We start from the raw sequence: 24,294 nt of genomic DNA, 5'->3' as shown, positions 1-24,294 counted from the left end.
TGTTGCGCGGGAGAGACCGCCAAGGGCAGAGCGGTACTGCCTCTCCGGTTGTAATCCGGCTGCGTTTACACACCGGATCGGGTTGATGGGTATCGCTGCGCTCAACCCATCCTACGGATCATGCGTGCAGCACCACCGTGCGGCTGGCGTTGAGGAACACCCGCCGTTCAAGGTGGTAACCAATGGCCTTGGCCAGGGTTTGGCACTCGATATCACGGCCCTTGGCAATCAGGTCTTCGGGGTAATGCGCGTGATCCACCGACTCCACGCCTTGGGCGATGATCGGCCCCTCGTCGAGGTCGTTGTTGATGTAGTGCGCGGTGGCGCCCACCAGTTTGACGCCCTTTTCATAAGCCTGATGGTAGGGCTTGGCGCCCTTGAAACCGGGCAGCAGCGAGTGGTGAATATTGATCGCCCAGCCATCCAGCTTGCGGCACAGCTCGGGCGACAACACCTGCATATAGCGGGCGAGTACCACCAGTTCGGCACCGCTGTCCTCGATCACCTGCAGCACCTTGCGCTCCTGCGCCGGCTTGTCATTGGGGTCGAGCGGGAAGTGGTAGTAGGGAATGTCGTGCCAGCGCGCCAGCGGTTCCAGGTCCGGGTGATTGGACACCACCGCCACCACCTCCATGCCCAAGTGGCCAATGCGCTGGCGATAGAGCAGATCATTCAGGCAATGGTCGGCCTTGCTGACCATCAGCACCACCTTGGCCCGGTAGCCGGGCGGGGTCAGCTCGACCTGCATGCCAAAGCTGGTCAGGCGCTCATCGAGGCCGGCGCGAAAGGCCTGCTCATCAAAATCGTCCGGTTGGCGAAACTCGACGCGAATAAAAAACAGCGAGGACAGGCGATCATCAAACGAGTGATGCTCAGTCACGTAACAGCGCTGCTCGAAGAGAAAGCGCGTCACCGCATCCACCGTGCCGAGCACGCTAGGGCAGTGGGCAGTCAGAATCCAGGTATCAGGGGTGCGGCTCATGGTCGGGCCCTCGGTGGAACTCGTGGGAGAGGCTGGGCGGCATTCCGCTTTAGCCGCGAAAAGCAGTCGCGGCTAAAGCCCCTCCCACAGGATGTTTGTTGCCGTCAGGCCTTGATCGCCAAGCCGTACTCGGCGCTGGCGTCTTGCAGCCACAACCAGACGTAATCCGCGAAGCTGCGGCGCACCACTAATTCCCAGGTGTCTTCGCCGGTATGGCGGATCACCAGCTGCGACTTGGCGAACACCGTGCCCACGGCCTTACCCACCGGAAAGTTGCTGGGATGCACGTCATAGCTGCTGGACTTCATCAGCACGTCGCGCACCTTCGGCCCGGTAAGCTCCAGCAAGGTCTGCCCGCCGCTGACATTGACGATCGAGATGTGCTGGCCATCCAGCGCGGCCCGCAGCTTTTGCTCGACGGCAAACTCGGTGCCGCTTGGCACGACCAGCAACCACTCATCGGGGCCCAGCCATTGCAATGAGGCCTCACCAGCCGCCACCAGCATCAGTGCCGACGGCAGTTCCAGGCCTAATGCCTGATGCACGGCGCCGGCAAAGGCGCTGTCCTTGGCGTCGCCGCGCAGGGTCAGGTGACCGAGCAGCTTCTTCTCACGCAGGGTGACCCCAGCCTTGGCCGGCCCCTTGCCCACTAACTGATCGAGCTCGGCGTGGAACAGTGGCGACTCCGCATGGGCAGCCGCAGGGCGTTGCTGATAAACATTGATTGAATTAGACATTCTGGCGATCCCCTTTCGGGTCATAGAACACGGAGCTGACGATTTCGGCTTCAATCACGCTGCCATCCACCAAGGGTGCGAACACTCGCTCACCGATGCGTTTAAGACCGCCTTTAACCAAGGCCATGGCGATGGAGTGTTTCAACGCCGCGCTGGCGTAGCTGGAGGTGACGTGGCCGACCATATCCATCGGGATCGGCTGCTTGGGGTCACGTACCAGCTGCGCGCCTTCCGGCAGCACCTTGCTCGGGTCGATGGGCTTGAGCCCCACCAACTGCTTGCGCTCTTCACGCGTGCAGTCCTCGCGGTTCATGCCGCGCCAGCCGATCCAGGAGAACGGTTTAGTGCGACCGACACACCAGCCCATATTGAGATCGTCCGGGGTGACTGAACCGTCAGTGTCCTGACCAACGATGATGAAACCCTTCTCGGCCCGCAGCACGTGCATGGTCTCGGTACCGTAAGGCGTCAGGCCATGCTTCTTGCCGGCCTCGATGATCTTTTCCCACACGCCCAGGGCATAGTCGGCCTGCACGTTGACTTCATAACTCAGCTCACCGGTGAAGGAGATGCGGAACACCCGCGCCGGCACACCGCCAACCTGGCCTTCCTTCCAGGTCATAAAGGGGAAGGCGTCCTTGTCCAGGTCGATATCGGTGACCTCGGCCAGCAGCTTGCGGCTGTTCGGCCCGGACAGGGTCATAGTCGCCCAGTGATCGGTAACCGAGGTGAAGTACACCTTGAGCTCCGGCCACTCGGTCTGGTGGTAAATCTCCAGCCACTCCATCACCCGTGCGGCGCCGCCGGTGGTGGTGGTCATCAGGAAGTGATTGTCGGCCAGGCAGGCGGTGACGCCGTCGTCGAAGACCATGCCGTCTTCTTTGCACATCAGGCCGTAGCGCGCCTTGCCTACATCCAGCTTGGTCCAGGCATTGCTGTACACGCGGTTGAGGAACTCGCGGGCATCCGGGCCTTGGATATCGATTTTGCCCAGTGTCGAGGCATCGAGAATGCCCACCGCGTTGCGTACTGCCAGGCACTCACGGGCTACGGCAGCATGCAGGTCTTCACCGCCCTTGGGGAAATACCACGGGCGCTTCCACTGGCCGACATCCTCGAACTCGGCGCCGTTTTGCAGATGCCAGCTCTGCATGGCGGTGTAGCGCTTGGCTTCAAACAATTCACCGCAATGCCGGCCGGCCACTGCGCCGAAGGTCACCGGGGTGTAGTTGGGGCGGAACATGGTGGTGCCCATTTGCGCAATGCTGATGCCCAGCGAGCGCGCGGCGATGGCCAAGCCGTTGATGTTGCCCAGTTTGCCCTGGTCGGTGCCGAAACCCAGTGCGGTGTAGCGTTTAACGTGTTCGACCGACTCGAAACCTTCACGCGTCGCCAGCTCGATACCGGCGGCGGTGACATCGTTCTGCAGGTCGACAAATTGCTTAGGCGCACGCGCCGTGGGCTTGTCGTGGGGTACCTGGAACAACGCCTGCGTCGGCTCTTCCAAGTGCACAACGACCTGCGGCAAGCTGGCCGAAACGGCTTTATAACCAGCCTCGGCAGCAGCCGATACGCCGGCCTCGACGCCATCAGCCAGGGCATCACCCAGGCCGAATACACCATTGACCGCGCCGGCGCAGAAGCGCTTCTGCAAACCGTCACCCGGCACGAAGGCGAGGATGTCTTCACGCCAGGTCGGCTTGCCGCCCAGGTGTGAGGCCAGGTGCACCACCGGGCTGTAGCCACCGGAGCTGACAATCAGGTCGCAATCAAGCACTTCACCGGGGCTGGTCACCTTGTGGCTCTGCACATCGATGGCGCAGATACGCGCCGCCGTCACCCGCTTGCTGCCCGCCGCTTCCACCACGGCACTGCCGGTGAGGATGCGCACGCCACGCTTGCGCGCCTCTTCCACCCAGCTGCCGCGTGGGTTGCTGCGCGCATCAGCAACTGCCACCACCTGCAAACCAGCGTCGAGCCAGTCGAGCACCACACGGTAGGCGTAATCATTGTTGGTCGACAGCACCAGTTGCTTGCCCGGTGCTACGCCATAACGACGTACATAGGTCGATACAGCATCGGCGAGCATATTGCCCGGCACGTCGTTGTTGGCGTACACCAGCGGCCGCTCATGCGCACCGGTGGCCAGCACCACACGCTTGGCACGCACCCGGTGCATGCGCTGGCGCAACATGCCCATGGGCGCGATCTCACCGAGGTGATCAGTCAGGCGCTGATGAATAGTGAGGAAGTTGTGGTCGTGGTAACCATGCACCGTGGCCCGTGGCAGCAGGGTGACTTCAGGCATGCTTGCCAACTCGGCAAGCACCTTGGTCACCCACTCGCTGGCGGGTTTGCCGTCGAGGGTTTCGCGGGTGCTGAGCAGGCTGCCGCCGAACTCTTCCTGCTCATCGGCTAGGATCACTCGCGCGCCGCTGCGCCCGGCGACCAAGGCCGCAGCCAAACCTGCGGCACCACCGCCGACGATCAGCACGTCACAATGCTGGTTCATGTAGTCGTAGCTGTCCGGGTCAGCGGCTTTCGGCGCACGGCCAAGACCTGCGGCCTTACGGATGTACTTTTCGTAGGTCAGCCAGAGGTTCTGCGGGTACATAAAGGTTTTGTAGTAAAAGCCCGGCGGCATCACCTTGCCGCCGACCTTTCCAAGAATACCCATCAGGTCGGTGTTCACACTCGGCCAACCGTTGGTGCTGCTGGCAACCAGGCCGGCATACAACGCCTGCTGAGTGGCACGCACGTTGGGGATCTGCGCCGCTTCAGTGCTACCAATCTGCAGCACCGCATTCGGCTCCTCGCTGCCAGCCGCAACGATGCCGCGCGGCCGAGAATATTTAAAGCTACGGCCGACGATGTCTACACCGTTAGCCAGCAAGGCGGCGGCCAGGGTGTCACCGACAAAGCCTTGGTAGCTCTGCCCGTTGAAGCTGAAATTCAATGGCTGGCTGCGGTCGATGCGGCCACCTGTGGCAAGACGATTGACCTGGCTCATGCCGTTACTCCTTGGTCGATGGCCTGCTTCGCGGCGCCACCAGCGGCAGTGACGCTGGGCTTTTCGCCGATCTTGTAGGTTTCGAGAATTTCATAAGTCACCGTATGACGGGTGGCGTTGAAGTACTGGCGGCAACCGGCGGCATGTACCCACAGTTCGTGGTGAATGCCACGCGGGTTATCGCGAAAAAACAGGTAATCGCCCCACTCGGCATCGGTGCAGGCGGCCGGGTCCAGTGGACGCGGAATGTGTGCCTGGCCCTTGGCGTGGAATTCCTCTTCGGAACGCAGCTCGCCGCAATGTGGGCAGAAAATATGCAGCATGATCGGTACCTCCAGAAAACCTCAGGTCCTCTCCCATGGGAGAGGCGGCAAAATCAGTGCGCAACCCCGGCGGCGCCGTGTTCATCGATCAGCGCGCCATTGTGGAAGCGCTCAATGGAGAACGGCTTGGCCAGCGGGTGCATCTCGCCTTTAGCCAGGCTGGCAGCGAACACGTGACCAGAACCCGGCGTCGCTTTGAAGCCGCCGGTGCCCCAACCACAGTTGAAGAACAGGTTCGGCACCGGGGTCTTGGCGATGATCGGGCAGGCGTCCGGCGTGGTGTCGACGATGCCGCCCCACTGGCGGTTCATGCGCACCCGCGAGAGCACCGGGAACAGCTCGACGATGGCCTGCAGGGTGTGTTCGATAGTCGGGTAAGAGCCGCGCTGGCCATAACCGTTGTAGCCATCGATGCCGGCACCAATCACCAGGTCGCCCTTGTCCGACTGACTGATATAGCCGTGCACGGCGTTGGACATGATCACGCTGTCGATAATCGGTTTGATCGGCTCGGACACCAGCGCCTGCAACGGGTGCGATTCCAACGGCAGGCGAAAGCCCGCTAAACCGGCCAGGTGCCCGGAGTTACCCGCCGCCACCACGCCGACGCGCTTACCGCCGATAAAGCCCTTGTTGGTTTCTACGCCGATGCACACACCGTTTTCTTTGCGAAAACCGATCACTTCGGTTTGCTGGATCAAGTCGACACCCAATGCATCGGCGGCGCGGGCATAGCCCCAGGCCACCGCATCGTGGCGGGCGACGCCGCCGCGGCGCTGCAGGGAGGCGCCCATCACTGGGTAACGGGTGTTCTTGCTGCAATCCATGTACGGCACCAGCTCCTCGACCTGCTTGGCATTCAGCACCTCGCCGTCGATGCCGTTGAGGCGGTTGGCGCTGACCCGCCGTTCGATGTCGCGCATGTCCTGCAGGGTGTGGCCGAGGTTGAACACGCCACGCTGGGAAAACATGACGTTGTAGTTGATGTCCTGCGACAGGCCTTCCCACAGCTTCATCGCGTGCTCATACAAATGCGCCGACTCATCCCACAGGTAGTTGGAACGCACGATGGTGGTGTTGCGCGCAGTATTACCGCCGCCCAGCCAACCCTTCTCGATCACCGCGACGTTCTTCACGCCAAATTCTTTGGCCAGGTAATAGGCCGTGGCCAAACCATGCCCGCCGCCGCCGACTATGACCACGTCGTACACCGGCTTGGGCGTTGGGTTGCGCCACATCCGCTGCCAATTCTCATGGTGGCTGAACGCGTGCTTGAACAGGCCGAAGCCGGAATAACGTTGCATGGGATGCTCCTAAATCTGGGTAGTTCAAGCCGTAGGGCGAGTCGCGCTTTATCGATCCACCGGTACGCAGTGGAAGCCCGTAGGGTGGGTCACGCTTTACCGATCCACCGATACGCGGTGGAAGGAAACAGCGCCTTCCACCCTACGAGTCACCGATAAACCGGGTAATCGGCGCACAGCCCTGCCGCCAGCGCCGCCACCTGAGCTTCCACATCGGCATCGCCGAGGTGGTCGAGGATGTTGCAGATCCAACCGGCCAGCTCGATGCTCTGTGCTTCCTTGAAACCGCGCGTGGTGATCGCCGGTGTGCCGATGCGCAGCCCGGAGGTAACGAACGGCGATTGCGGGTCATTCGGCACGGCGTTTTTGTTGACGGTGATACCGGCGCGGCCCAGGGCGGCGTCGGCATCTTTACCGGTCAGGCCCTGACGAATCAGGCTGACCAGGAACAGGTGGTTGTCGGTGCCGCCGGAGACCACGTCATAGCCGCGTTCGATAAACACCTTGGCCATGGCCTGGGCGTTGTTAATCACCTGCTGCTGATAGGTTTTGAAGCCTGGCTCCATGGCCTCTTTGAAGCACACCGCTTTGGCGGCGATCACGTGCATCAACGGGCCGCCCTGAGCACCGGGGAATACCGCCGAGTTGAGCTTCTTCTCGATCTCCGGGTTGGCCTTGGCCAGAATCAACCCGCCACGTGGGCCGCGCAGGGTCTTGTGAGTGGTGGTAGTGACCACATCGGCGAACGGAATCGGGTTGGGGTACAGACCAGCCGCCACCAGACCGGCAACGTGGGCCATGTCGACAAACAGCAGCGCCCCGACCTTGTCGGCGATGGCGCGAAAACGCGGAAAATCCAGGGTTTTCGAGTAGGCGGAGAACCCGGCCACAATCATCTTCGGCAGGCACTCGACAGCCAGGCGCTCGACCTCGTCGTAATCGATCAGCCCGGTAGCGGTGTCGATGCCGTACTGCACGGCATTGTAGAGCTTGCCCGAGGACGACACCTTGGCGCCGTGGGTGAGGTGACCACCGTGAGCCAAGCTCATGCCCAAGATGGTATCGCCGGCATTGATCAGCGCCAGGTACACCGCGCTGTTGGCGGACGAGCCCGAGTGCGGCTGGACGTTGGCGAAGTCGGCACCGAACAATTGCTTGGCCCGGTCGATGGCCAGCTGCTCAACCACATCAACGTGCTCGCAACCGCCGTAGTAACGCTTGCCCGGATAACCTTCGGCGTACTTGTTGGTCAGGCCACTGCCCTGGGCCTCCATCACCCGCTGGCTGGTGTAGTTTTCCGAGGCGATCAGCTCAATGTGGTGCTCCTGACGGCTTTCCTCGGCGTTGATGGCGCTGAGCAGTTCGTCGTCATAGCCTTGAATCTGGTCATTCTTGCTGAACATCGCTGATCTCCTGCGGCGCCTTGGTACGGCGCATCGGTGTCGGAAGCGGGCAACAGGTCATTGAAAAACTATCTAGGTTGCCGATACGGCGACATCGCCTAGGTTTTCAACGGCCTGTTCAACCCTTGTGGAGCCGATGGTATGACTCGCCCTGATCGGTCAGATGCCTATGCACGCCACGGGAGATTGCGTTTGCGACATGCCGAGGTCGCAATTGCATAACCGCTCTGGCTACCCGGCCAATGGGTTCGCCTGTACGGCCGAGGATGTCGCCCAGGCATCTGTAAACTCAGGTGACTGCGGGTAGAGTAAAAGCATCCCAAACAGCTCAATCCGTCGGTTCTAAACAAGGAGCGCCACATGCCCGATCTCTCGCAACAGTTCGCCAGCGACAACTACTCCGGCATCTGTCCTGAGGCCTGGGCAGCAATGGCAGAGGCCAACCAAGGGCACCAGCGCGCCTACGGCGACGACGAGTGGACGGCACGCGCCGCCGATCATTTCCGCCGGCTGTTTGAAACCGATTGCGAGGTGTTTTTCGCCTTCAATGGCACGGCGGCCAACTCCCTGGCGCTTGCCGCGCTGTGCCAGAGCTACCACAGCGTGATCTGCTCGGAGACCGCCCACGTCGAAACCGACGAATGTGGCGCGCCGGAGTTCTTCTCCAACGGCTCCAAACTACTGTTGGCCAAGACCGAGAACGGCAAACTGACCCCCGAAGCGATCCGCGAACTGGCCCTCAAACGCCAGGACATCCACTTCCCGAAACCCCGCGTGGTCACCATCACCCAAGCCACTGAGGTCGGCACCGCCTACACGCCCGATGAGGTCCGCGCGATCAGCGCGGTATGCCGCGAACTGGGCCTGCACCTGCACATGGACGGCGCGCGCTTTTCCAACGCTTGCGCCTTTCTCGGCTGCAGCCCAGCCGAGCTGACCTGGAAAGCCGGTGTCGATGTGCTGTGTTTTGGCGGCACCAAGAACGGCATGGCAGTCGGTGAAGCGATCCTGTTTTTTAACAAGGACCTTGCCGAGGACTTCGACTACCGCTGCAAGCAGGCCGGTCAGCTGGCCTCGAAGATGCGCTACCTGTCGGCACCCTGGGTCGGCATCTTGCAGAACGATGTGTGGCTAAAATATGCCCAGCACGCCAACCACTGCGCGCACTTGCTTGCAGGCTTAGTCAGCGATATTCCCGGGGTCAACCTGATGTTCCCGGTCGAGGCCAACGGCGTGTTCCTGCAGATGTCGGAGCCGGCGCTGGAAATCCTGCGTGGCCAGGGCTGGCGTTTCTACACCTTTATCGGCGCCGGCGGCGCACGCTTTATGTGCTCGTGGGACACCGATGAAGCGCGCGTGCGCCAGCTGGCAGCGGATATTCGTAAGGCCATGGCAAGCACGCACTAGCCGCTGGGCTTAGCCTGGCGGGCTCTGTCGTGGGACGAGCGCCGGTAACAGCGTGCGCGAGATGGCCTCGCGCACATTAGGCAGCACCGTCGCGCTGCCACCGAGCAATTCCTCGACCAAACGCTTCAGCGCCACCGCCCGCTCCGGGCTGAGGCCGCTGACGGCATGTTCGCAGGCTTGCTCGGCCGTCACCCCAGGCGGAATCGACAGCCCCAGCGCCACCAGGCGTTCACGTAGATCTTCCTGATCAATCAAGTCGGCATGCATCATGATCAAATCCTCTAATGGTGCGGCGATAAATGGGCTCTCAACTCGGGCGGCGCATGGGTATCGCGACGCTCAACCCATCCTACGAACTGGAACATAAACCGTGGGAGGCGCTTTAGCGGCGAGCTTTAAACCACAGTTGTCGCGGCTAAAGCAGATCGCCGCCCGGCACCTCCCACAGCATCGACTTAGCGCAGCACGCCTTCTTCCAGTAGTAGCTTGAAGATAGCCTCGGCGCCGGCCTCTGGCGAGACATCCTTGAGTACCTGCCCCCCCCCGCCACTGGCTTTGGCCGTGGCGGCTTTCATGCGTTCCGCGCCGGTTTTCGCCTTGATCACCTTGAGCCGTTTGGGCCGTGGTTTAGCCGGTTGCAGTTGCGCGCTGGCAAACAACGGGTCAGCGACCAGCTCCACCTCCTCGGCGGTCAATAAACCACGGCGGGCAGGACCGAAGGCACTCTGCCGCGCGGTGGGTGCGGCGTTATCAACACTGGCAACAAAAGGCAGGCGCACCTGCAAACGCCGACGCTGACCACGGGGCAGCGCCTGCAGCACCTGAGCCACACCATCGCTGACCTGCTCCACCGCAGCCAGTCCCACCACCAGCGGCCAGCCAAGCTGTTCCGCCAAGAGGAAAGGCAGCATGCCCGAACCCTCACCGGTTTCCGCCTGGCTGCCGGTCAGTACCAGCTGCGCGCTGGAATCGGCCAGGTAGTCGGCCAGCACTGGCAGCGCATCGCTGTGCGCCGGTTGCTCAAGAATCTTGATCTGATCAAGGCCCATCCCCAGATAAGCCCGCAGCGCCTCCTGCTGCGGATCACCCGCATGCAGCACCTGCAAACGCTCACCGGCCAAGTGCAAACCCAGCTCGACCGCACGGGCGTCCTGCTCGGCGCGGCGTGGCCGCCCCGACAGCGGGTGGGCGCCCACGGAAACCAGCGTAATTACCTGCAAATCAGTCATGGCGCAGCTCCGTAGGGTGGAAGACGCTGTTTTCTTCCACCATCAATGTGCGGTCTTGCCCGGTGGATGGGTGAAGCGACATCCACCCTACGTATCTATGCTGCATCGCGCTCTGCTCCTTGTCGGTGGGCAGCCACCCGCTCGATCAACGCCTGCAGGATCGCGGCAGACTCGCCAATCACCGACAGGTCGGCGCGCTTGATCATGTCGCAGGTCGGGTCGAGGTTGATCGCCACCACCTTGTCGCAAGCGCCAATCCCTTGCAGATGCTGGATGGCGCCGGAAATACCCACTGCCACATACACCCGCGCGGTGACCCAGATGCCGGATGCGCCGACCTGACGTTCGCGGCCCATATAGCCATCGTCCACCGCGACGCGTGAAGCGCCTTCGGTCGCCCCCAGCGCCGCAGCGGCCTGATGAAACAGCGCCCAGTCCTTGACCCCGTTACCGCCGGAGAGAATGAACTCCGCTTCGGCCATGGGAATCTGCGCCGGGTCGACTGCCACCGCGCCGAGGTCTTGAATCCGCGGTATGTGCCTGACCAGCGCTTCATTGAGGGCTAGCGCACGCACTTCATGACGCGTCTCGCTGACCGGTTCGGCGCACTCGACGGCGGCCAGCACCACGCGCGGTGCTTGTTGCACTAAATCTTCACGGCCGGCGCCAGCACGCCCGCTGCTGATGCCATCGGCCACTTGCCAGACCCGCGTCGCCGGGCGCACGCCCAGCTTGGCCGCCAAACGCCGACCCAGCTCACCGCCACCGGTGCGGCTGTCAGGCAGCAACCAATGACGCGGCGCGAGTTGCCGTTCCAGCGACGCCAGCGCCAGTACGCGCGCTTCCGGGGCATAGCCGCTGAAATCGTCAGCCTCGAACTGCAGCAGGCGGTCCACGCCGTTGCAGTCCAAGGCGTTTTCTTTGTGCTCGCCAAATATCACAGCGACCACCGCGCCGTCGCTGCCGGCGAGTTTATGGGCGAGGCCAAGCAGGTCTTTGTCATGGGCACTGAGGCGGCCGCCGACCATGTCCGGCACCACCACGATATGAAAGGCAGGCTGCTCGATCACATGCAGCGGCAATTGCACCACGGCGCTGACGGCGCTGCGTTTCTGGCTGCCGCCCTGCTGACCACCGGAACGGTCGATACGCTTGAGCCCGTTGGGGCCGATAAAGCCGACGCCGTGTGGGTTCTTGCGAATCACGCCGTTAGGCCCCATCCAGCTCACGGCCGCTGGCTGCGCTGCGGCATGCAGCGGGTGCAGGCGATTACGGGCAATCCACTCAGCGCGTGGATCGCGGCGAATCAGGTCGCTCATGGACGGGCCTCCGTAGCTCTGGCGATCTCTATGGGAGGGGCTTTAGCCGCGATATGGACTGTCGCGGCTACGACTGCATGGATGCAGGAGGTAGAGCGAAGCAGGATGCCAGAGCCGAAAGCCCCTCCCACGAGGAATTGCGGCTTGTTCATGATATGCGTCGACATCAGTGCACCTCCGCCAGCTCAGGCTTTGCCGGCACCGGAGGCTTAGCCTCAACCACGCCTTCGATCAATACATCGGCCACCAGCTCGGCGATGTCTTTAACCTCTGGCCGTTGGCCGACCACGCCTTCGAGCATGGCGGTGCATTGCGGGCAACCCACGGCCACCACTTCAGCGGCGGTTTCCTTGATATCGGCCATGCGCATATCGGGAATCCGCTGCTTGCCGGGAATATCGGTAATCGGTGCACCACCGCCGCCACCACAGCAGCGCGAGCGGAATGCCGAGCGTTCCATCTCCCGGACCTCGATACCGATGGCCTTGAGCACCGCGCGCGGCGCTTCGTACTCGCCGTTGTAGCGCCCCAGGTAGCACGGGTCGTGATAGGTCACGCTGCCGCCTTTGTGTCTGCCAAGCGTGAGCTTTTGTGCGCTTATCAGCTGCTCCATGTAGGTGCTGTGGTGCAGCACCTGGTAGTGGCCGCCCAGCTCGCCGTATTCATTTTTCAGCACATGAAAGCTGTGCGGGTCGCAGGTGACGATGGTGCGGAACTGGTACTGGGCCAGGGTGGCAATGTTGCGTTTGGCCAGCAGCTGGAAAGTCGCCTCATCGCCTAAGCGGCGGGCCACATCACCACTGTCGCGTTCTTCCAGGCCGAGCACGGCGAAGTCGACATTAGCGGCCTTGAGCACTTTGACGAACGCACGCAAGGTGCGCTGGTTGCGCATATCAAAGGCACCGTCGCCGACCCAGAACAGCACCTCAACCGACTGTTTATCGCTCATCAGCGCCAAGTTCAGGTCCGCCGCCCAGTTCAAGCGCCCGCCCGGGGCAAAACCGCCGGGGTTGTCGGTGGCGATGAGGTTATCCAGCACTTCGGCGCCCTTGTTCGGCGTCGCACCTTTTTCCAAGGTCAGGTGGCGGCGCATGTCGACGATGGCATCGACATGCTCAATCATCATCGGGCACTCCTCGACGCAGGCGCGGCAGGTGGTGCATGACCACAGCGTCTCGGCATCGACCAGGGCCTTGCCATTAAGGTTGACGATTGGCAGGTGCGGGCCGCCGCTGTGCTCGCCAATAGGCTTACCCGGATAGGGAGAGCCAGCAAACTTGGCGTCAGTACCGCCCGCCAGACCGACGACCATGTCCTGAATCAGCTTCTTCGGGTTCAGTGGCTGACCGGCAGCGTAGGCCGGGCACGCCGCCTCGCACTTACCGCACTGCACGCAGGCATCGAAGCCGAGCAGTTGGTTCCAGGTGAAGTCTGTGGGCTTTTCCACCCCCAGCGGGGCGTTGCGGTTATCCAGATCCAGGGCTTTCAACCCGGTGGAGCGACCGCCCGCGAAACGTTCGGCGCGACGGTGCCAGGCCAGGTGCAGGGCACCGGCAAAGGCGTGCTTCATCGGCCCGCCCCAGGTCATGCCGAAGAACAGCTCGGACACGCCCCAGGCCACGCCCACGCTCAGCAGCAGGGCCAAGACCCAGCCACCAGAGTCCGCCGAGACAATCCCGGCGACCGGCAAGGTGGCGATAAAGAAGCTGGCGGCGAACATCAGCAGGCTTTTCGGCAGGCGCATCCACGGGCCTTTCGACAGCCGTGATGGCGGGTCGAGCCGGCGCTTGGCGACAAACAGCGCGCCGACAAACATCAGCGCAGTGGCCGCCAACAAGGCAAAGCCGAGCAGACGGCTGTGCAAGCCAAAACCGTGTACCAGAATCGCCAATACGGCGGCCAACACAAAACCACCGGCCGTGGCCACGTGGGTGTTGGCGATGTATTTGTCACGGGCGACCACATGGTGCAGGTCGACCATATAGCGCCGCGGCATGGCCAGCAGACCGCCCAACCAGTCAACCTGAGCCGGCCGACCGCGACGCCACATCAGAAAGCGCTTGCCCGCGCCGATGACCGCAAGGGCCAGGGCAGCGAACAGCAGAATAGGGAGCAGGGTGTTCAACATCGAGGACATCCTCAATCCAAAAGGTGAGGCTAGTGGGAGGAGCTTTAGCCGCGATGCTTTTCGCCTTGTCGCGGCTAAAGCCCCTCCCACAACGATTCAGCGCCCGGATCAAAAATCCTTGCACAAGCGCAGGGCGTCATAGATCGCCGCATGGATGTTGCGCTGGGCCACGCAGTCACCGATGCGGAACAGCAAGTAGCCGTCGCCGGCCTCGCTCAGGCAAGGCTGCGGTTTGATCGCGAACAGCGCCTCGACGTCGATCTGACCCTTGTTGCGCGAGCCTTCCTTGAGCCCGTAGTACAGGCTCTCATCGGGACGCACGCCGTTTTCTACCACCACCTGATCGACCACCCGCTCTTCTTTGGCGCCGGTGTATTCGTTCTCCAGCACCGCCACCAGCTTGTCGCCCTCGCGGTAGACCTTTTCCAGCATCATGTCGCCGGTCATGATCACTTCCTTGGGGTACATGCTGCGGTAGTAGGTCGGGAAGCTGGTGCCGCCCATGGCCACACCCGGCTTGATGTCGTCGGTAACGATCTCCACCTTGGCGCCTTTGTCGGCGATAAAGTCGGCCACCGACATACCGGCAAATTCACAAATGGTGTCGTACACCAGCACGTTATTGCCCGGTGCAACGCTGCCATCGAGGATGTCCCAGCTGCTCACCACCAGGCCTTCGGCTGAGCCCCAGTGCTCGTTCTGCTCGATAAACGCATGACCGCCGTTGGCCAGCACGACAATATCCGGACGCAGATCGAGAATGCTCGCGGCATCAGCACCCGTGCTCAGGCGCAGGTCGACGCCGAGGCGCGCGATCTCCAGTTGGAACCAGCGGGTGATGCCGGCCATCTGGTCGCGCTGCGGCGCCTTGGCCGCCAGGCTGATTTGCCCGCCGAGCTGGTCCTTCTTTTCAAACAGGGTTACATCGTGGCCGCGCTCGGCCGCCACGCGGGCTGCCTCCATACCGGCTGGGCCGCCGCCAACGATCACCACCTTGCGCTTGGCCCCAGTGGTTTTCTCGATGATGTGCGGCAAGCCCATATATTCGCGGCTGGTCGCCGCGTTCTGGATGCACAGCACGTCCAGGCCCTGGTACTGGCGGTCGATGCAGTAGTTGGCACCGACGCACTGCTTGATCTGGTCGACCTGGCCCATCTTGATCTTGGCGATCAGGTGCGGGTCGGCGATGTGCGCACGGGTCATGCCGACCATGTCGACGTAACCGCCTTCCAGAATCCGTGTGGCCTGGTTTGGGTCCTTAATGTTCTGCGCGTGCAGCACCGGCACCTTGACCACTTCCTTGATCCCGGCGGCCAAATGCAGGAACGGCTCCGGCGGATAACTCATGTTGGGGATGACGTTGGCCAGAGTGTTGTGGGTGTCGGCGCCAGAGCCGACCACACCGATAAAGTCGATCAGGCCGGTGGCATCGTAATACGCGGCGATCTGCTTCATGTCCTCGTGGGACAGGCCGTCCGGGTGGAACTCGTCACCGGAAATACGCAGGCCCACGCAGAAGTCGGCACCGACCTCGGCGCGCACCGCCTTGATCACTTCCAGGCCGAACTTCATCCGCCCTTCAAAGGTGCCGCCCCACTCGTCGGTACGCTTGTTCACGCGCGGCGACCAGAACTGGTCGATCATGTGCTGGTGCACAGCCGACAGCTCGACGCCGTCGAGGCCGCCCTCTTTGGCACGGCGTGCGGCCTGGGCGAAGTCACCGATAACGCGCCACATTTCTTCCGGCTCGATGGTCTTGCAGGTGGCGCGGTGCACCGGCTCACGGATGCCGGACGGCGACATCAGGGTTGGCCAGTCGAAACCATCCCAGCGTGAGCGACGGCCCATGTGGGTAATCTGGATCATGATCTTGGCGCCATGCTTGTGCATGGCGTCCGCCAGGTTCTGGAAGTGCGGGATGATGCGGTCGCTCGACAGGTTCACCGAGCTCCACCAGCTGTGCGGGCTGTCGATGGAAACCACCGAGGAGCCACCGCAGATCGCCAGGCCGACGCCACCCTTGGCCTTCTCTTCGTAATACTTCACGTACCGCTCGGTGGTCATGCCGCCATCGGTGGCCATCACCTCGGCGTGGGCAGTGGATACGATGCGGTTACGAATAGTCAGCTTGCCGATTTGGATCGGCTGAAACATTGCTTCGAAGGCCATGGCGGCATCCTCACGGAACTAAGGATTGTGGGAGGCGCTTCAGCGGCGAGCGGGTTGCGCTGTTCGCGGCTAAAGCCCCTCCTACGAAATTGTTGTCAGGTGGGTCAGAGTGGCTTAACCACAAACAGACCCTCATCGTGGCCTTCTTCAGAACCGCCGTACTCCTGCACCGTGACCGTGCGAATCGGGCTGCCGGCGGCCGCGAGGATCTGGTCGATGGCACCGGAGAACCAGCCGGTGAACATGTAATCGACCTTGCGCCCGCACTTGCCGTAGACATACACAAAGGCCGAGTGCTTGAGCTTGACCTCGGCATAGCCGGTTTCCAGGTCGAGCTTCTGTGTTTCAAACAGGCCCCAGCCGCGCTGCGACAGGCGTTTCATGTAATGCTCAAACACCGCCGCGCCGGACATGCCATGGCACTCGGCTTCTTTCTCACACCAATGCCAGGCGGATTTGTAGCCGGCCTTGTAGAGAATTTCGGCATAGGCCTCGGCGCCCAGAACTTCTTCGATACCGATGTGGTTATTGACGAAGAAATGCCGCGGCACATAGAGCATCGGCAGGGCGTCGGTGGTCCAAACGCCAGTTTCGTCGTCGACCTGGATCGGCATTTCGGGTGCGTGTGTGGCCATGTGTGCAAACTCCGGAATCTTGTTTGGTTTGTGGGAGGGGCTTTAGCCGCGAAGCTCTTAACAGCGCTGCTCCGGCGGAGCAGGTCGCGGCTAAAGCCCCTCCCACATTGATCGTGTTGTGTTCGGACCTTATTCGCCCCAGACATCAGCCAGGACGTTGACCCAGTTCTCGCCCATGATCTTGCGCACCACGCGCTCGGGATGGCCGCGCTTGAGCAGAGTTTCGGTAAGGTTGGGGAACTCGCCCACGGTGCGGATGCCCAGCGGGTTGATGATCTTGCCGAAGCTGGTCAGGCGGCGGGCGTAGCCCTTGTCGTGGGTCAGGTATTCGAAGAAATCTTGGCCGTGGCCCTGGGTGAAGTCGGTGCCGATGCCAATGGCGTCTTCGCCAACGATGTTCATCACGTACTCGATGGCTTCGGCGTAATCATCGATGGTCGAATCGATGCCCTTGGCCAGGAACGGCGCGAACATGGTCACGCCAACAAAGCCGCCGTGGTCGGCGATAAACTTCAGCTCTTCGTCAGACTTGTTGCGCGGGTGCTCTTTAAGGCCAGACGGCAGGCAATGCGAGTAGCACACCGGCTTCTTGGATTCGAGGATGACTTCTTCGCTGGTCTTGGAACCCACGTGCGACAGGTCGCACATGATGCCGACGCGGTTCATCTCGGCGACGATCTCGCGGCCAAAACCCGACAGCCCACCGTCACGCTCGTAGCAGCCGGTGCCCACCAGATTCTGGGTGTTGTAGCACATCTGTACGATGCCCACGCCGAGCTGCTTGAACACTTCGACGTAGCCGATCTGGTCTTCAAAGGCATGCGCATTCTGGAAGCCGAAGAGGATGCCGGTCTTACCCTGGGCCTTGGCAGCACGAATGTCGGCAGTGCTGCGCACAGGCATCACCAGGTCGCTGTTATCGCGGATCAGCTTCTGGCTGGCGGCGATATTGTTCACCGTGGCTTGAAAGCCTTCCCATACCGAGACCGTGCAATTGGCGGCGGTGAGACCACCTTTGCGCATGTCCTCGAACAGTTCGCGGTTCCATTTGGCGATGATCAGCCCGTCAATAACGATGCTGTCGGCGTGCAATTCGGCTGGGCTCATCAGGCAGTCCCCTTAGCTCGGCGCGCCGAATCTTCTGCCGGCGCTTTGGGGTGAGCATATCCCCGGGGGGCTGGGCGACCGGGTGCAAAAACGACTGGGGTATTGCCGAAAGCGTCAAAGCCGGGTCGCAGTTGGATATGCCTCAGATTAAGTAGGTGGGAGGCGCTTTGGCGGCGATGCTGTCGCGGCTAAAACGGATCGCCGCCCGGCCCCTCCCACGAAAGCAGTCGGCGTCCAAAAAAAAGCCCCTGCCCGGGGGTAACCGGCAGAGGCTAAGGTGAGCCCTTGAGGAGGGTCTCAGTGTGTCAATGCATTGGCCGGACGGCGGCGGGCGGCCAACAGGCCATACAGCGCTAACCCAAGCAGCAACCACAAGCCAAGCGTCATGCCGAGTTACTCCGCGCCGACCTGGCGCAAGTAGGCCGCCGGCTCAGCGCCGAGGTTGTTGAGCAGCCGCTCGCTGTACCAGTCGACAAAATTGACCACGCCAAACTCATAGGTAGTCGAGTACGGGCCGGGTTGATAAGCGGTGGAGTTGATGCCGCGCTGGTTCTCTTCGGCCAGGCGCCGGTCTTGATCGTTGGTGGCGTCCCACACCTGACGCAGGCGCGCCACGTCGTAATCCACCCCTTCCACGGCATCTTTGTGCACCAGCCATTTGGTGGTGACCATGGTTTCCTGGGCGCTGATCGGCCAGACGGTGAAGACGATCAAGTGATCGCCCATGCAGTGGTTCCACGAATGCGGCAGGTGCAGGATGCGCATCGAGCCCAGGTCCGGGTTCTGGATGCGCCCCATCAGTTTGCTGCAGCCTTGCTTGCCATCCATGGTCATGGATACGGTGCCTTTAAGCAGCGGCATGCGCACGATACGGTTACGCAGACCAAAGCTGGCGTGGGCGTAAGGAATCTTCTCGGCGTCCCACTTGGCGGACGACTCGGCGACATGGTCCTTGAAGGACTGGTTGGCGCGTGGATCGGTGACGTCGTCCCACTCCAGCAAGCTATTGAGCAACTCAGGGTGCGAACCGCTGCAGTGGTAGCACTCGCGGTTATTTTCCAGCACCAGCTTCCAGTTGGCCTTCTCCATCAAGGTGGACTGCACCGCCACCTTGGTGTTTTCCATGTCGTAGGGCTCCATGTAGTGAGCCAGGGTGCTGAGAAAATCGTCGATGGCCGGCGGGTTTTCTGCCAGAGAGATAAAGATGTAGCCGCCCGCGACCTTGCAGTTCACCGGCTTCAGGTTGTAGTCCTTGAGGTCGAAATCTGCGCCCATCTCGCTGCCGGCAAACAACAGCCGGCCATCCAGCTCGTAGGTCCACTGGTGATAGTGGCAAACCAGCTTGGCCACCTTGCCTTTTTCGCTGGTGCACAGCCGTGACCCGCGATGCCGACAAACGTTATGAAAAGCATGCACCACGCCTTCGGCGCCGCGAATCACGATGATCGGGTTGTCGCCGAGCTGTAGGGTGAGGAAATTACCCTTGGCTGGGATCTCGCAGGTCATGCCTGCAATCAGCCACTCCTTGTGGAAGATCTCCTGCATGTCGATCTTGAACAGCCGTTCATCGCTGTAGAACGGCTGCGGCAACGAGAAGGTGCGCTCGCGATTCTGCAACATCTCGGCAGTGGCCTTGCGTGCGGGCTCTAGCGGGTCGCCCAGGCTCAGGGTAGCGGTGACGTCCATCGGTAACTCCTCACTGGCAACTCGCTCTGCGAGTTGCCGCAATAGGGTGGCTATTCAGTTCACGCAAGCTGGCGTTTTTGACCCGATCTTAGCCTGCCGATGGCATCTGGATGAAAGGGCAATTCGCTCATGACCTTATATGTCGGCTGGTTGCGAGTTTGGCGCTGGGCGCGGGCAAATCCTTATCCATGGACGACATAGCCGCATCCGTTTCCGACGCGGCAATCCACGGCCTGTGCAGCAGGTCGCGATAAGCATGCAAATGTCGCAGACAGATAAATGAGTGCGACGGCCAGTGCGCACAATCCGCCCCATATAAGGCCGATGTCCGGCCGCGCGCGGAGAGACGTCCATGACGACGAACGACTTCCTCAATCCGGTCACTACCCAGACCTGGAGCAATGGCCGGCACATGGTGCGTTGCGTCAAAGCGATTCAGGAAACCTGGGACGTACGCACCTTCAGTTTTATGGCCGAACAGCCGCTGCTGTATTTCTTCAAGCCCGGCCAGTTCGTCACCCTGGAGCTGGAGATCGACGGCCAGCCGGTGATGCGCTCCTACACTATTTCCAGCTCGCCGGCGGTGCCTTACAGCTTCTCCATCACCATCAAGCGGGTGCCGGGCGGCAAGGTTTCCAACTGGCTGCACGACAACCTCAAAGAAGGCGACGAGCTGCCCGTGCACGGCCCGGTTGGCTTATTTAACGCCATCGATTTCCCCGCCGACAAGGTGCTCTACCTCAGCGGCGGTGTCGGCATTACCCCGGTGATGTCGATGGCACGCTGGTTTTACGACACCAACGCCAATGTCGACATGGTGTTTGTGCACAGTGCGCGCTCGCCCAAGGACATCATCTTTTACCGCGAGCTGGAACATATGGCCGCGCGGATCAACAACTTCAGCCTGCACGTGGTCTGTGAAAAACACGGCCTGGGCGAGGCCTGGGCCGGTTATCGCGGCTACCTCAACCAGAAGATGTTGGAGCTGATTGCACCGGACTACCTGGAGCGGGAAATTTTCTGCTGCGGGCCGACGCCGTACATGAATGCAATTAAGCGCCTGCTCGAAAGCAACGGTTTCGACATGCAGCACTACCACGAAGAGTCCTTCGGCGCGACGCCGGCCGATGTGCGTGAAGAAGCCAAAGAACTCGCCGCCGAAGCGGCCGATGCCGATCCGGTGCCGCTGGCCGACCAGCATCAGGTGGAATTCACCAGCACCGGCAAGAGCATCCGTGTCGACCCGGGCGAAACCGTGCACGCGGCCGCCGCCAAGCTCGGTTTACACATCCCCAAGGCCTGCGGCATGGGTATTTGCGGCACCTGCAAGGTGATGAAAACCTCGGGCGAGGTGAGCATGGAGCACAACGGCGGCATCACCGACGAAGATGTGGCCGAGGGTTATATCCTCTCCTGCTGCAGCGTGCCGCAGGGTGATGTGGCCATCGAGTACTAAACACCCGGACGACATACACAGCAGAACGCCGCACTCGCCTTCAGGCCGGTGCGGCGTTTTTGTTTTGTGCGCAATCAGCTGCGCTGGGCTGCCGTAGGGTGGATGACGCCTCAGCCATCTACTGCCCGACGATCACAATGGTGGATGAGAAAAGCCTCATCCACCCTACGGTCTGTGGGAGGGGCTTTCGGCTCTGGCATCCTGCTTCGCTCTATCTCCTGCATCCATGCAGTCGTAGCCGCGACGGCTGTAAGCAAAAGCTCGCCGTTAAAGCGCCTCCCACGAAACCATAACCCCGCGCTTCCCACAGCGGTAGTTTTGTAGGGTGGATGACGCTTTATCCATCCACCAACCCTGCGGACGCTATCGCGGGCAAGCCCGCTCCTACAGGGTATTCAGCGCGGCTTAGAGCCTGACGCTGGCGAAGGTCGACTCCCCCTGCGCCCGCGTCAGCGCTGCCATGGCCGAGGATGGCGAAGGACGCATCAGGTCTTCCGGCATAGGCAGCAGCGCCACCACGTTACCGCTGTGTTGACCGGCACGCTCGTCGCGCGGCGGGATGCCGAAATATTCGCGGTAGCACTTGGAGAAATGCGGCGTGGAAACGAAGCCACAGACCGAGGCCACTTCGATAATCGACATGCTGGTTTGCTTAAGCAACTGGCGGGCACGAATCAGGCGCAGCTTGAGGTAATAGCGCGACGGCGAGCAGTGCAGGTATTTTTGGAACAATCGCTCCAGCTGGCGCCGCGAGACATCGACATACAGCGCCAGCTGATCGAGGTCGATGGGCTCTTCCAGGTTGGCTTCCATCAGCGCGACGATTTCCTGCAGCTTCGGCTGATTGGTGCCGAGCATGTGCTTGAGCGGCACGCGTTGGTGATCTTGTTCGTTGCGAATGCGCTCGTAGATAAACATCTCGGAAATCGCCGCCGCCAGTTCGCGACCATGCTCACGGCCAATCACGTGCAGCATCATGTCCATCGGCGCCGTGCCGCCGGAGCTGGTGTAGCGGTTGCGGTCGATGGAGAACAAGCGAGTGGTCACGGCCGTACGCGGAAATGCTTCCTGCATGGCGGCCAAAAACTCCCAATGCACACTGCAATCATGGGCATCAAGCAACCCAGCCTTAGCCAGCGCCCAGCTGCCAGTACACACCGCACCCAGCTGCGCACCATGACGCGCCTGGCTTTGCAGCCACTGCACGTGTTCGCGGGTGACGCTGTGCTGAATATCCACACCGCCGCACACAATCACTGAATCCAAGCGTGGCGAATTGGCCAAGCTGGCATCTGGAGTAATCTGCAGGCCATCACTGGCATATACCGGCAGGCCGCTCTGCGTGAGGGTGTGCCAACGATAAAGCTCTTTGCCGGACAACTGATTGGCCATGCGCAGCGGCTCGACCGCTGACGCCAGGGAAATCAGGGTGAAGTTGTCGAGCAGCAGAAAGCCTATGGATTGCGGAGCACGGCTCTGGGGTTGTGCCCCTTGAGTGAACTGTGACATCAGGTAAACCCTCACGCGAAGCAAAACACGGTAGTGAGCCCCCTCTTTGGGCGGCTCTTCTTATGGTTCTGGGACTGCACAACGCCAGATCGACGCTTAGCACAACGCAAAGGCCGTGCCTAAATTGATTGGGCGTTCAATTAAAAACATAGCGACTAGTGCCACTAGGCGTTGGCAGGAGCGACAGGAGCATTCTGATTGCGACCGTAAACGCCCGTTTGACGGGCGTTTGAGCATTTCGGTAGCACTGTCTGACGCGGGCTTTGTCACCCCGCTACGCAGGGTAAAAAAGCAGGGTAACGGACCAACGGTCAGGTCGTGCTCAGCGGCGTTGCACCGCCCTTTTCAGCGCACCTAACACGGCTGCACCGCAATCGTGCACAGCACTCGCTACGCACCCGAATTGGCCACGCCAAACCTGCGTCCAACACAGCAGGATTGATACGCAACCTATCGTGAATCGTCTCAGCACTCGACTGCACTAACCGCCAAACCTCCACGCGAGGTTTCCTTGTACTTGTCGTGCATGTCGGCACCGGTGTCACGCATGGTACGGATCACCCGATCCAGCGAAATAAAATGTTCACCATCGCCCCGCAAGGCCATTTGCGCGGCGTTGATCGCCTTCACGGCCGCAATCGCGTTGCGTTCGATGCACGGCACCTGCACCAGCCCGCCGACCGGGTCGCACGTCAGCCCAAGATTGTGTTCCAGGCCAATCTCGGCGGCGTTTTCCACCTGCCCCGGTGTGGCCCCAAGAATCTCTGCCAGCCCTGCCGCCGCCATGGCGCAGGCCGAACCGACCTCACCCTGACAGCCAACTTCGGCCCCGGAGATGGATGCATTCTTCTTGCACAGAATGCCGATGGCCGCAGCGGCCAGCAGGTAATCCACCACATCGGCCTCGGTAACGGCCGGACTGAAGCGCACAAAGTAATGCAGCACCGCCGGGATGATGCCCGCCGCGCCATTGGTGGGCGCGGTGACCATGCGTCCACCTGCGGCGTTTTCTTCGTTTACCGCCAGGGCAAACAGGTTGACCCACTCCATGCCACTGAGGGTCGAGCCAATCACATTGGGTTTGCTCATTTCCTGCAGGCTGCGGTGCAATTTGGCAGCGCGGCGCTTCACATTCAGCCCGCCCGGTAGAATGCCTTCGTGCTTGAGGCCTTGCTCCACACACTCACGCATGGCTTGCCACAAGCGCATCAAGCCGCTGCGGATTTCCGCCTCACTGCGCCAGGCCTTCTCATTGGCCATCATCAACTCAGAAACGCGCAGGCCATGCTCCTTGCACAGGCTCAACAGCTGTGCGGCGCTGCTGAAATCGTAGGGCAGCACGCTGTGATCCAGGTCCAATTGGCCGCTGGCGGCCTGCTCAGCATCCACCACAAAACCGCCACCCACTGAGTAATAGGTGTTTTCGTGCAGTAGGCTGCCATCACTGGCAAACGCGCTGAGGGTCATGGCGTTGGGGTGATAGGGCAGGTTTTCCTCCAGCAGCAGCATGTCGCGCGACCAGTCGAAGGCGATGTTGACCCGCCCATCGAGCGGCAGCTGACCACTGGCCAATAATTCAGCGATACGCGGCTCGATGCTGCTCGGATCGACCTGATCTGGCCACTCGCCCATCAAGCCCATGACCACCGCGCGGTCGCTGCCATGGCCTACGCCCGTGGCCGACAACGAACCGTACAGGCGCACCAACACACGGGCGGTGCGCTCCAGCAAACGCCGCTCGACCAGCGCACCGCTGAACAAGGCAGCGGCGCGCATAGGCCCGACGGTATGCGAACTGGACGGCCCAATGCCGATCTTGAACAAGTCAAACACGCTGATAGCCACGACTCTCTCCTGCACGGTTGCACCATGCAGGCCATGATCAGGATT

The 24,294-nt window shown here is 61.5% G+C and carries 18 protein-coding genes; 2 read left to right on the top strand and 16 right to left on the bottom strand.

The window, feature by feature from the left end; translation table 11 throughout:
• Positions 1 to 118: 118 nt before the first annotated feature.
• From purU to glyA, 6 genes are all read right to left on the bottom strand, one after another.
• Positions 119 to 982: a formyltetrahydrofolate deformylase gene (purU, locus tag D8779_RS10055; RefSeq protein ID WP_136664264.1), complete on the bottom strand. Its 864-nt coding sequence runs from the start codon at positions 980 to 982 to the stop codon at positions 119 to 121.
• 104 nt (positions 983 to 1,086) lie between these two features.
• A complete protein-coding gene (locus D8779_RS10050; protein ID WP_136664263.1) occupies positions 1,087 to 1,719 on the bottom strand; it encodes a sarcosine oxidase subunit gamma in 633 nt (210 codons plus the stop codon).
• Complete coding sequence (locus D8779_RS10045) at positions 1,712 to 4,729, bottom strand: sarcosine oxidase subunit alpha (protein ID WP_136664262.1); 3,018 nt, start codon at positions 4,727 to 4,729, stop codon at positions 1,712 to 1,714. The genes D8779_RS10050 and D8779_RS10045 overlap by 8 nt, the downstream gene beginning before the upstream one ends.
• Positions 4,726 to 5,052: a sarcosine oxidase subunit delta gene (locus D8779_RS10040; RefSeq protein WP_090244105.1), complete on the bottom strand. Its 327-nt coding sequence runs from the start codon at positions 5,050 to 5,052 to the stop codon at positions 4,726 to 4,728. Before D8779_RS10040 ends, D8779_RS10045 begins: the two co-directional genes overlap by 4 nt.
• Before the next feature lie 53 nt (positions 5,053 to 5,105).
• On the bottom strand, positions 5,106 to 6,356 hold the full coding sequence (locus tag D8779_RS10035) for a sarcosine oxidase subunit beta family protein (protein ID WP_090244107.1): 1,251 nt from the start codon (positions 6,354 to 6,356) through the stop codon (positions 5,106 to 5,108).
• 149 nt (positions 6,357 to 6,505) lie between these two features.
• Positions 6,506 to 7,759, bottom strand: a complete 1,254-nt coding sequence (glyA, locus tag D8779_RS10030; RefSeq protein ID WP_136664261.1) for a serine hydroxymethyltransferase — start codon at positions 7,757 to 7,759, stop codon at positions 6,506 to 6,508.
• A gap of 360 nt (positions 7,760 to 8,119) precedes the next feature.
• On the opposite strand from glyA, the gene D8779_RS10025 reads away from it, so the two are divergent.
• The gene (locus tag D8779_RS10025; protein ID WP_090244111.1) at positions 8,120 to 9,166 is read left to right on the top strand and encodes a threonine aldolase family protein; all 1,047 of its coding nucleotides are present in this window, start codon (positions 8,120 to 8,122) and stop codon (positions 9,164 to 9,166) included.
• Between the two features lie 9 nt (positions 9,167 to 9,175).
• On the opposite strand, the gene D8779_RS10020 is transcribed toward D8779_RS10025, so the two are convergent.
• The 8 genes from D8779_RS10020 to gbcA form a co-directional block, all read right to left on the bottom strand.
• Entirely contained in the window at positions 9,176 to 9,436 is a 261-nt protein-coding gene (locus D8779_RS10020) for a hypothetical protein (protein WP_090244113.1), read from the bottom strand.
• A gap of 185 nt (positions 9,437 to 9,621) precedes the next feature.
• Positions 9,622 to 10,395 (bottom strand): electron transfer flavoprotein subunit beta, encoded by a 774-nt coding sequence (gene etfB, locus D8779_RS10015; RefSeq protein WP_136664260.1) that lies wholly within the window; start codon positions 10,393 to 10,395, stop codon positions 9,622 to 9,624.
• A gap of 95 nt (positions 10,396 to 10,490) precedes the next feature.
• Positions 10,491 to 11,714, bottom strand: coding sequence for an electron transfer flavoprotein subunit alpha (gene etfA, locus D8779_RS10010; protein WP_136664259.1), 1,224 nt, complete (start codon positions 11,712 to 11,714; stop codon positions 10,491 to 10,493).
• A 166-nt stretch (positions 11,715 to 11,880) separates the two neighbouring features.
• Positions 11,881 to 13,842: a dimethylglycine demethylation protein DgcB gene (gene dgcB, locus D8779_RS10005; protein ID WP_136664258.1), complete on the bottom strand. Its 1,962-nt coding sequence runs from the start codon at positions 13,840 to 13,842 to the stop codon at positions 11,881 to 11,883.
• 108 nt (positions 13,843 to 13,950) lie between these two features.
• Positions 13,951 to 16,011, bottom strand: coding sequence for a dimethylglycine demethylation protein DgcA (dgcA, locus tag D8779_RS10000; protein WP_136664257.1), 2,061 nt, complete (start codon positions 16,009 to 16,011; stop codon positions 13,951 to 13,953).
• Between the two features lie 104 nt (positions 16,012 to 16,115).
• Positions 16,116 to 16,646 (bottom strand): 4-vinyl reductase, encoded by a 531-nt coding sequence (locus tag D8779_RS09995; RefSeq protein WP_136664256.1) that lies wholly within the window; start codon positions 16,644 to 16,646, stop codon positions 16,116 to 16,118.
• A 129-nt stretch (positions 16,647 to 16,775) separates the two neighbouring features.
• A complete protein-coding gene (locus D8779_RS09990; protein WP_136664255.1) occupies positions 16,776 to 17,753 on the bottom strand; it encodes a dipeptidase in 978 nt (325 codons plus the stop codon).
• Between the two features lie 393 nt (positions 17,754 to 18,146).
• Positions 18,147 to 19,439 carry a glycine-betaine demethylase subunit GbcA gene (gene gbcA / locus D8779_RS09985; protein WP_136664254.1) on the bottom strand — a complete coding sequence of 431 codons (1,293 nt, stop codon included), beginning with the start codon at positions 19,437 to 19,439 and terminating at the stop codon, positions 18,147 to 18,149.
• Positions 19,440 to 19,791: 352 nt separating this feature from the next.
• On the opposite strand from gbcA, the gene gbcB reads away from it, so the two are divergent.
• Entirely contained in the window at positions 19,792 to 20,895 is a 1,104-nt protein-coding gene (gene gbcB, locus D8779_RS09975; RefSeq protein ID WP_136664253.1) for a glycine-betaine demethylase subunit GbcB, read from the top strand.
• Positions 20,896 to 21,300: 405 nt separating this feature from the next.
• Here gbcB and gbdR read toward each other — a convergent pair whose 3' ends face one another.
• Positions 21,301 to 22,404, bottom strand: a complete 1,104-nt coding sequence (gene gbdR / locus D8779_RS09970) for a choline metabolism transcriptional regulator GbdR (protein ID WP_136664252.1) — start codon at positions 22,402 to 22,404, stop codon at positions 21,301 to 21,303.
• Between the two features lie 465 nt (positions 22,405 to 22,869).
• Positions 22,870 to 24,249 (bottom strand): L-serine ammonia-lyase, encoded by a 1,380-nt coding sequence (locus D8779_RS09965; protein WP_136664251.1) that lies wholly within the window; start codon positions 24,247 to 24,249, stop codon positions 22,870 to 22,872.
• Positions 24,250 to 24,294: the final 45 nt, after the last annotated feature.

Origin of the sequence: Pseudomonas leptonychotis (assembly GCF_004920405.1) — a bacterium.
GTDB lineage: Bacteria > Pseudomonadota > Gammaproteobacteria > Pseudomonadales > Pseudomonadaceae > Aquipseudomonas > Aquipseudomonas leptonychotis.
The sequence above is the reverse complement of the archived record's forward strand: the minus strand, read 5'-3'. Positions and strand labels throughout refer to the sequence as shown.